Source organism: Pseudomonas sp. P97.38 (assembly GCF_001269745.1).
GTDB lineage: Bacteria > Pseudomonadota > Gammaproteobacteria > Pseudomonadales > Pseudomonadaceae > Aquipseudomonas > Aquipseudomonas chlororaphis_E.
Genome location: NZ_LHVJ01000033.1, coordinates 1 through 9,110 on the forward strand (window position 1 = coordinate 1; position 9,110 = coordinate 9,110).

At 63.2% G+C, this 9,110-nt stretch carries 5 protein-coding genes; 3 read left to right on the forward strand and 2 right to left on the reverse strand.

Annotated elements, in window-relative coordinates; translation table 11 throughout:
- Positions 1 to 524: 524 nt before the first annotated feature.
- Entirely contained in the window at positions 525 to 1,337 is an 813-nt protein-coding gene (gene xthA, locus AD664_RS26005) for an exodeoxyribonuclease III (RefSeq protein WP_053151357.1), read from the reverse strand.
- 175 nt (positions 1,338 to 1,512) lie between these two features.
- Here xthA and AD664_RS26010 point away from each other — a divergent pair, with 175 nt between their 5' ends.
- The 3 genes from AD664_RS26010 to AD664_RS26020 all read left to right on the forward strand — a co-directional run bounded on the left by AD664_RS26010 (position 1,513) and on the right by AD664_RS26020 (position 7,639).
- Positions 1,513 to 2,163: an N-acetyltransferase gene (locus AD664_RS26010; RefSeq protein ID WP_042732807.1), complete on the forward strand. Its 651-nt coding sequence runs from the start codon at positions 1,513 to 1,515 to the stop codon at positions 2,161 to 2,163.
- Positions 2,164 to 2,228: 65 nt separating this feature from the next.
- The gene (locus AD664_RS26015) at positions 2,229 to 3,956 is read left to right on the forward strand and encodes an autotransporter assembly complex family protein (protein ID WP_053151359.1); all 1,728 of its coding nucleotides are present in this window, start codon (positions 2,229 to 2,231) and stop codon (positions 3,954 to 3,956) included.
- Positions 3,953 to 7,639, forward strand: coding sequence for a translocation/assembly module TamB domain-containing protein (locus AD664_RS26020; RefSeq protein WP_053151361.1), 3,687 nt, complete (start codon positions 3,953 to 3,955; stop codon positions 7,637 to 7,639). Before AD664_RS26015 ends, AD664_RS26020 begins: the two co-directional genes overlap by 4 nt.
- 317 nt (positions 7,640 to 7,956) lie before the next feature.
- On the opposite strand, the gene AD664_RS26025 is transcribed toward AD664_RS26020, so the two are convergent.
- Positions 7,957 to 8,874, reverse strand: a complete 918-nt coding sequence (locus AD664_RS26025) for an IS110 family transposase (protein ID WP_053143539.1) — start codon at positions 8,872 to 8,874, stop codon at positions 7,957 to 7,959.
- Positions 8,875 to 9,110 lie beyond the last annotated feature (236 nt).

The window sequence follows — 9,110 nt, forward strand, 5'->3', positions numbered from 1 at the left end:
CTCCCACAAGGGGTTCTGTGGCGATCAAAGACTCAAGGCAAACTCAAAAAACTGTGGGAGCGGGCTTGCCCGCGAAAGCGGCCGCACAGCCAACATCGCCATCGACTGACCCGGCGCCTTCGCGGGCAAGCCCGCTCCCACAATGGGTTTTGTGGCGATCAAAGACTCAAGGCAAACCAAAAAAACCTGTGGGAGCGGGCTTGCCCGCGAAAGCGGCCGCACAGCCAACATCGCCATCGACTGACCCGGCGCCTTCGCGGGCAAGCCCGCTCCCACAAGGGGTTCTGTGGCGATCAAAGACTCAAGGCAAACTCAAAAAACTGTGGGAGCGGGCTTGCCCGAGAAAGCGGCCGCACAGCCAGCATCGCCATCGACTGACCCGGCGCCTTCGCGGGCAAGCCCGCTCCCACAATGGGTTTTGTGGCGATCAAAGACTCAAGGCAAACCCAAACCCAAACCCAAACCCAAACCCAAACCCAAACCCAAACCCAAACCCAGTGGTGGCTCGGTACCTGTGGTCGCGATCAGCTCAGTTGCAGCCAGATCGGCGCATGGTCCGACGGCTTTTCCATGCCCCGCAGCTCGTAGTCGACGCCGGCATCCTTGACCCGGTGCAGCAGCCCCTGGGAGGTGAGGATCAGGTCGATGCGCAGGCCGCGCTTGGGTTCGTCTTCGAAGCCGCGGCTGCGGTAGTCGAACCAGCTGAAGCGGTCGCAGACGTCCGGGTTCAGGTGGCGGAAGCTGTCCACCAGGCCCCAGTTCTTCAGGCGGGCCATCCACTCGCGTTCTTCCGGCAGGAAGCTGCATTTACCGGTTTTCAGCCAGCGCTTCATATTGTCCGGACCGATGCCGATGTCGCAGTCTTGCGGGGAGATGTTCACGTCGCCCATCACCACCACCGGCTGATCGTTGCTGAAGCGGCTTTCCAGCAACTGCTGCAAGTCGTTGTAGAACCGTTCCTTGGCCGGGAATTTGGTCGGGTGGTCGCGGCTTTCACCTTGAGGGAAATAGCCGTTCATGATCGTCACCGGCACACCGTTGGCATCGGCGAAGGTGCCCCAGATGAAGCGCCGCTGGGCGTCTTCGTCGTCGCTTTCGAAACCCTTGTGCAGGCTCAGTGGCGGCTGGCGGGAGAGCAGGGCGACGCCGTAGTGGCCCTTTTGCCCGTGGTAGTGCACGTGGTAACCCAGGGCCTGGATCTCGGCCAGCGGGAACTGCTCGTCGTGGACCTTGGTTTCCTGCAGTCCGATCACGTCCGGCTGGTGCTTGTCGATCAGCGCCGCCAGCTGATGGGGACGGGCGCGCAGCCCGTTGATGTTGAAGGAGACGATCTTCATGGTCGGCAGTCCTGGCAAAACTGCGATGCTAGCTGACATGTCGGAAGGGGGCCAGCGTGGCAGTAGGACAAATGCGCTGCTAATGTCCTTTGCTTGTAGGAACGATCACAGCCCTGCCGGGTTCGTAGTCAATAAGAGCAGGGCCTCACCGAGCCCGCCCAGGAGATCCGTCACCATGCCTGAAACCGCCACCGCCCTCGCCGACATCCATATGCTCGACAGCGGTTATTCCCGCGAAGCCCGTTCGTTGCTGTACCAGGCCTATCGCCATGAGCCGACCTTCAGCTTCCTGTTCGAATCCGAGCGTCCCGGCTACGAGCAGCGAGTGCGGGCCACGGTGCGGGAGTTGGTGAAGCAGCATTTTCTCCAGGACTTGCCGGCCATCGGCCTGCTGGTCAATGACCGGCTCATCGGCATCGCCTTGATCGCCCCGCCACAGCGGCGCCTGGGCATCACCGAAAGTTGGGCATGGCGGTTGCGCATGGTGTTGAGCACGGGGTTTCGCTGCACCCGGCGCTACCTGGAGTACCACGCGGCGGTCACGGCCTGCCTGCCGTCGGACGCGGTTCATGTGTTGCCGTTGCTGGGCATTCACCCACAGTTCCAAGGCCAGCATTATGGCGAGCAATTACTCACGGCCGTGCACAACTGGTGCGCGGTGGATGAGCATTCCCAAGGCGTTGTGCTGGACACCGGCAACCCCCGTTACCTGGATTTTTATAAGCGCCAGGGCTACGAGGAAATCGGCGAGATTGCTGTAGGACCGATCCGCGAACACGTGTTTTTCCACGCTAATCCGCAGGTCCTGCATAGCGCAACGGCCTGATCGGACGAACTTTTAGGACGAGTCTGGCTCTATCAGGCTCCCAAGCCCGTGATAGCATCCGCGCCATGAATGTTTCAGGAAGAATGACCAGCGGCGTGCTCATGCTGTCCCTCAGCTGCGCGGCGCTGGCGAACAGTGAACTGGAGGTACGGGTCAAGCCGGCCAACGACGCACTCAAGGCCAACGTAGAAGGTTACATCGGCGGGGTGGGCGATCGCGATGAAGAGGCGTTGTTGCGCTTCAGCCGCGGCGCCGAAGAGCAGGCCCGCAAGGCTGCCCAGGCGCTGGGCTACTACCAGCCGCAGATCGACAGCGAGGTCAAGGGCGGCAAGGACCCGCGCCTGGTCCTGAGCATTGACCCGGGCGAACCGGTGCATCTGCGCAACGTGACCCTGCGCGTCGAGGGCCCGGCGGCGTCCCTCAAGGCGTTTCGCCTGCCGGACGATCCCGGCCTCAAGCCCGGTGCGGTGCTCAACCACGGCCGTTACGAAGACGCCAAGCGACTGATCCAGAACCAGGCCTCGCGCTACGGTTTTTTCAGTGGGCGATTCACTCGCCAGCAACTGTCCGTGGACCCCCAGGCCGGTATCGCCGACATCGAGTTGATCTACGACAGCGGCCCGCGCTACGCCTTGGGCCCGGTGAATTTCGAGGGCGATACGCCGTTCGACGAAGACCTGCTGCGGCGCATGGTGCCGTTCAAGGCGGGCACCCCCTACGACTCCGAACTCATTGCCGAGCTCAACCAGGCCTTGCAGTCGAGCGGCTACTTCGAAGGCGTGCGGGTCGACGCGGCGCCGACCGCGGCCACCGATAACGTGATCCCGGTGGCGGTCAAGCTCGACACCCGCAAGCCCCGTACCATGGGCTTGGGCCTGGGATTTTCCACCGACGTCGGCCCGCGGGCCAAGGCCAACTGGACGCGCCACTGGGTCAACCCCCAGGGCCACAGTTATGGCTGGGAGGCCGAAGTCTCGGCGCCCCGACAGAACGTCGGCCTGTGGTACGACGTGCCGTTGGACCCACCGCTGACCGACAAGCTGCGCTACGCCGGCGGCTACCAGTACGAAGAGTTGGCCGGCACCGACACCCTCAGCAAGCTGCTGACCGTCGGCCCGGAATGGCACAGCAAGTTGCCCAGCGGCTGGCAACGGGTGGTGTCGCTCAAATGGCAGCGCGAGGAATACCGCCTCGGCGACGATTCGGGCTTGAGCACGTTGCTGATGCCGGGCGTCAGCTATTCCTACCTGCGCAGCGACAACCGCATCGACCCGCACAACGGCTACCGCTTGCAGTTCGACACCAAGGTCGCCAAGGAAGGGCTGGGTTCGGACAACAACCTCGTCTACGGCACCGCCATGGTCAAGGGCCTGACCACCGTGTTCGACAAACACCGCCTGCTGGCCCGCGCCCAGGTCGGGGGCAGCGCCACCAATGGCTACAAATCCATCCCGCCGTCCCTGCGCTTTTTTGCCGGCGGCGACCAGAGCGTGCGTGGCTACGACTACCAGAGCCTGTCGCCGGAGAACGCCGAGGGCGATCGCATCGGCGGCCGCTACATGGTGGCCGGCAGTCTCGAATACCAGTATTCGGTCGCAGAGAAATGGCGGGTGGCGACCTTCGTCGACCAGGGCAATTCGTTCAACAATCTTGAATTGCCAAGCCTCAAGACCGGCGTGGGTATCGGTGTGCGCTGGGTGTCGCCGGTGGGCCCGATCCGCCTCGACCTGGCCCATGCGCTAGACGATGAGGGCGGCGTTCGTTTGCACTTTTCCATGGGGCCCGAATTGTGAGTCGTGGTTTGAAGGTAACGCTGCTGGCACTGGGTACGCTGCTGGCCGTGGTGGTATTGGCGCTGGGCCTTATCCTGGGCAGCGCATTCGGCAGTCGCTGGGCCCTTGGCCTGGTGCCCGGGCTGAGCGTGGACAATTTCCAGGGGCGCCTTGGCGGGCAATGGAGCGCCGATCATCTGCTGTGGCAACAGGACAGCAGTCGGGTAGAAATCTATGGGCTGATCTTCGCCTGGTCGCCGCTGTGCCTGACCCGTCTGACCTTGTGCATCGAACGGCTCAAGGCCGATCAGGTCAGCCTGCAATTTCCGCCTGCCGTCGATGAGCCGAGCAGCGGTCCGGTCAGCTTGCCCGACCTGGACTTGCCGGTGGCCCTCGAACTGGGCGAGGTGCAGGTCGCTCGCCTGCTGTTCAATGGCAGCGAGCAGCTCAAGGGCTTGCAATTGGCGGCCCACTGGACGGCCGAGGGCTTGCAGATCGATTCGCTGCAATTGCAACGCGACGCACTGAGCCTACAGCTTTCCGGCCTGCTGAAGCCCGGCGCGGACTGGCCGCTGAAGGCCGCCGGCCAGTTGACGCTGCCCGCACCGGGGGACGACCCCTGGACCCTGGACTTGAACGTCGATGGCGACCTGCTCAAGACGCTCAACCTCAGCGCTGACAGCCGCGGTTACCTGCAAGGCCGTCTGGTGGGCGAGCTGCAACCCTTGGCTGACCACCTGCCGGCCAAGGTGCGCATCACCGCCGACGGCTTCAAGGCCAGCGCCGACCTGCCGGACACCCTGGTGCTCAATCAGCTCGAGTTGACCGGCGAGGGCGACCTCGACACCGGTTACCAACTGCTCGGCAAGGCGACCCTGCCGGCCGAGAAAGGCCCCGTGGCGTTGCTGCTGCAAGGCAAGGTGGACGCCAAAGGCGCACAGATCGCCGCCCTGGACCTGGACGCTGGCGAGCAGCAGAGCCTCAAGCTCAGCGGCCAGGTGGACTGGCGCGAGGGCCTGAGCGCCGACGCCAAGGTCGCCTGGCTGGATTTCCCCTGGCATCGGCTTTACCCGCTGATCGATGAGCCACAAGTGAGCGTGCGCCGCTTCGACGGCGAAGTCTCGTACACCGATGGCAACTACCTCGGCCATTTCCAGGCCGCATTGGATGGGCCCGCCGGCGCCTTCAGCCTGGGCAGCCCGTTCAGCGGCGACCTGACCCAGATCCATTTGCCGCAACTTGAACTCACCGCCGGCCAGGGCAAGGCCGAAGGCCACCTGGACCTGCAATTTGCCGAGGGCGTTGCCTGGGACACGGCCCTGGCATTGTCGGCCATCAACCCGGCGTACTGGCTCGGCGAATTGCCCGGCACCCTGGCGGGGCCATTGCGCAGCAAGGGGTCGATCAACAACGGCACCCTCAACCTCGACGCGGACCTGGACCTCAAGGGCAAGCTGCGCGGTCAACCGGCGCTGTTCCAGGCCCGGGCCAGCGGCGCCGGCGAACAATGGAACCTCAGCGCGCTGGACATCCGCCTGGGGGACAACCGCATCAACGGCAGCGCCAGCCTGCAACAGACGCTCACCGGCCAGATCGACATCAAGCTCGCGCGCCTGGCCCAGCTCTGGCCGCAATTGCGCGGCCAGGTCATGGGGCGTGTCGACGTCGCCGGGACACTCAAGGCCCCTCAAGGCAAGCTCGGCCTGCAAGGCACCCAACTGGCGTTCCAGGACAACCATCTGCAACGCCTGAGCCTGGACGCAACCCTGGACAAAGCGCAGCGAGGCAAGGTCGACCTCAAGGCCAGTGGCATTCGCGCCGGCGACACGGCACTGGGTGTGCTGACCGTCAGCGGGCAGGGTGATATCAAGCAACAGACACTCGCCCTGGACTTGCAGGGGCCACAGCTCGACACGACATTGGCGCTGGATGGCCGGCTCGACCAGGGCAACTGGCGCGGGCGCCTGGCCAGCGGCGACGTTCAGGCCGGCGGCCAGGCCTGGCGCCTGCAAGCCCCGGCGAAACTGGAGCGCCTGGCCAACGGTACGCTCAACGTGGGCGCCCATTGCTGGCGCTCCGGCCAGGCCAGCCTGTGTGGTGAAGACCAGCGGCTGATGCCGGAGCCGAAGCTGCGCTATCACCTCAAGCAGTTCCCCATCGAAAGCCTGGCCCAGTGGATGCCCAAGGATTTCGCCTGGAAGGGCCAGCTCAATGCCGACCTGCAACTGGACCTGCCGGCCAGCGGCCCGAACGGGCGGATCCTGGTGGACGCCAGTGGCGGCACGTTGCGCATCCGCGACAAGGAACACGAGCAGGCGCCGTGGCTGGACTTCCCCTACCAGACCCTGACCCTGGACAGCCGCCTGACCCCCAAGCGCATCGACACCCAACTGAATTTCGTCGGCGCCCGGCTCGGTGAGCTGATGCTCCAGGCGCAAATCAACCCGTTGCCGGCCAGCAAACCCCTCAGCGGTTCGTTCCGCCTGACCGGCCTGGACCTGTCCGTGGCCCGGCCATTCGTGCCGATGGTGCAAACCCTCACCGGCCACCTGAACGGCAGCGGAACCTTGTCCGGTGGCTTGCTGGCGCCCCAGGTCAACGGCAACCTGGTGCTCAGCGACGGCGAAGTGTCCGGGCCTCAACTGCCGGTCAGCCTCGAAGCCCTGCAGGTGCGCGCGATGATCGCCGGCGACACAATGCGGCTCAACGGCGACTGGAAAAGCGGCAAGGACGGGCAGGGCAGCCTGAGCGGGGACATCGGCTGGGGCGAGGCCTTGAGCATGAACCTGGCGCTCAAGGGCTCGCATTTGCCGGTCACGGTGGAGCCTTACGCAGTGCTGGACGTGGCGCCGGACCTTGACATCACCCTGCAGGGCGAACGGCTGGCCATTGCCGGCAAGGTCCTGGTGCCCAAGGGCGAGATCACCATTCGCGAATTGCCACCTTCCACTGTCAAGGTCTCGGACGACACGGTGATCGTTGGACACCAGACCGAGGAGGGCAAGCCGCCGATGGCCATGGCGATGGACATCGACGTGATTGTCGGCCAGGACAAGCTCGCGTTTACAGGCTTCGGCCTGACCGCCAACGTCCAGGGCCAGGTGCACATCGGCGACAACATGGACACCCGCGGCGAACTCTGGCTCAACGACGGTCGCTACCGGGCCTATGGGCAACGGCTGACGGTCCGGCGTGCGCGGCTGCTGTTCGCCGGGCCTATCGACCAGCCTTACCTGGACATCGAGGCGATCCGCCAGACCGACGACGTGATCGCCGGTATCCGCTTGAGCGGCAGCGCCGAGCAACCGACCACGCAGATCTTCTCGGAACCGGCCATGAGCCAGGAGCAGGCGCTGTCCTACCTGGTGCTGGGGCGGCCGCTGAGCACCACGGGCGAGGACAACAACATGCTCGCCCAAGCGGCGCTGGGCCTGGGCCTGATGGGCAGCGCCGGGGTGACCACCAGCCTGGCCAACAACCTGGGCATCAGTGATTTCCAACTCGACACTCAGGGTAGCGGCGATACCACCAGTGTGGTCGCCAGCGGCAACCTGTCGGAAAAACTCAGCCTGCGCTACGGCGTCGGCGTGTTCGAACCGGCCAACACCATCGCCTTGCGCTACAAGCTCAGCAAGAAGGTCTACCTCGAAGCTGCCAGTGGGGTCGCCAGCTCCCTGGACATCTTCTACAAGCGCGACTTCTGACCCTTCCCCAAAACCTCAATGTGTGTGCGGGCTCGCTCGCGAAAGCGGTATGACAGCAACATTTTAGTTGGCTGACACACCGCCTTCGCGGGCAAGCCCGCTCCCACAATTGTTTTTGTGGTGGCTGCGGTATTTGTGGCAAGCAGGATCCCTGTGGGAGCGGGCTTGCCCGCGAAGGCGTCAGGTCAGCCAACTATGCAGCGGCTGACACATCGTTTTCGCGGGCAAGCCCGCTCCCACAATTGTTTTTGTGGTGGCTGCGGTATTTGCGGCAAGCAGGATCCCTGTGGGAGCAACTGTCTTACCTCTGCCACCCGTCACCGCCATTCAGTGCCGTCTCGAAGCATGGCATTCAGTCTGATTAGCAATATTCGCATGCAGGCGATGAGCGCGACTTTCGCGCTCTTGCCTCGCCCTCGAAGTGCTTCGTACCGGGCCTTGAAGTCGGCGTGATAGCGGATGACAACCCAGCACGACATATAAAGCGCACGTCTGACCCGCGCTCTTCCTCCGTAAATCTGACGTTTGCCGCTGTGATTGCCACTGTCGTCGTTGTAGGGGGCGATTCCCGCCAGGGCCGCGATCTCTCTGCGATCAAGCTCACCGAGCTCAGGCAGGTAAACCAACAAACTAGCAGTCGCCACAGTGCCGATCCCTTTAACTGATGTGAGTCGGTCGGCTTTCTCCGCATCCAGCTTACGCATGCTTTGATTAATGGCTTTGCCAAACTGCTTGATTTGGATTTGCAGGTAGCGAATATGATCTTTGATCACCTCGATAACCGCCGGAAGCTGAGCCTGCTGTAGTCGGCGCTTGTTGTCATCTCGTTGCTGGACGAAGTGTTCGCGCAGCTGAATCAGCTCCCGCAGTGCTTCACGCTCAGGTGAAATGGGCTTTTCGTGAGACGCATGCAGAGCTTCGGCAAAATCGGCAAGAACAGCCGCATCGATGGGGTCGGTCTTGGCATTCTTGCCCATAGCTACGGCGAAGGCTCTAGCCCGGCGAGGGTTGATCCTGAGCACATTGAAACCTGCCTCCTGCAGTGCTGCCATAACCTTTCGTTCATAGCCGCCCGTGGCTTCCAGTAACACCCGGCCAATCGTGTATTGGCTTAGCTGTTCGACCAGCTGTGCAAAACCCTCAGACGTATTGGGGACCTCATAGCCTTGGTTCTGTGGTCGAACCCAAACGACGAGATTTGATTTGGATATATCGATACCGACCCAGGAAATCATGGCAAAACCCTCTTACACTCAGAAATGAGAGTGCTCTGGCTTTGCCCACGCTTGTGATTCGAGTGCCGCTCGTACAACTGTTCGGGCTTATGGGCCAGAGTAGAAAGGTAGATGGCAGCTTTGCTCCCACTCGTGCTTCAAGCACCGCGGACTCACAGCTTGCCATCTACCCCTCTCACCCCAGAGTTTATTCCCTTACTCAGACACAAGCGGGCTTGCTCGCGGAAGCGGTGTAG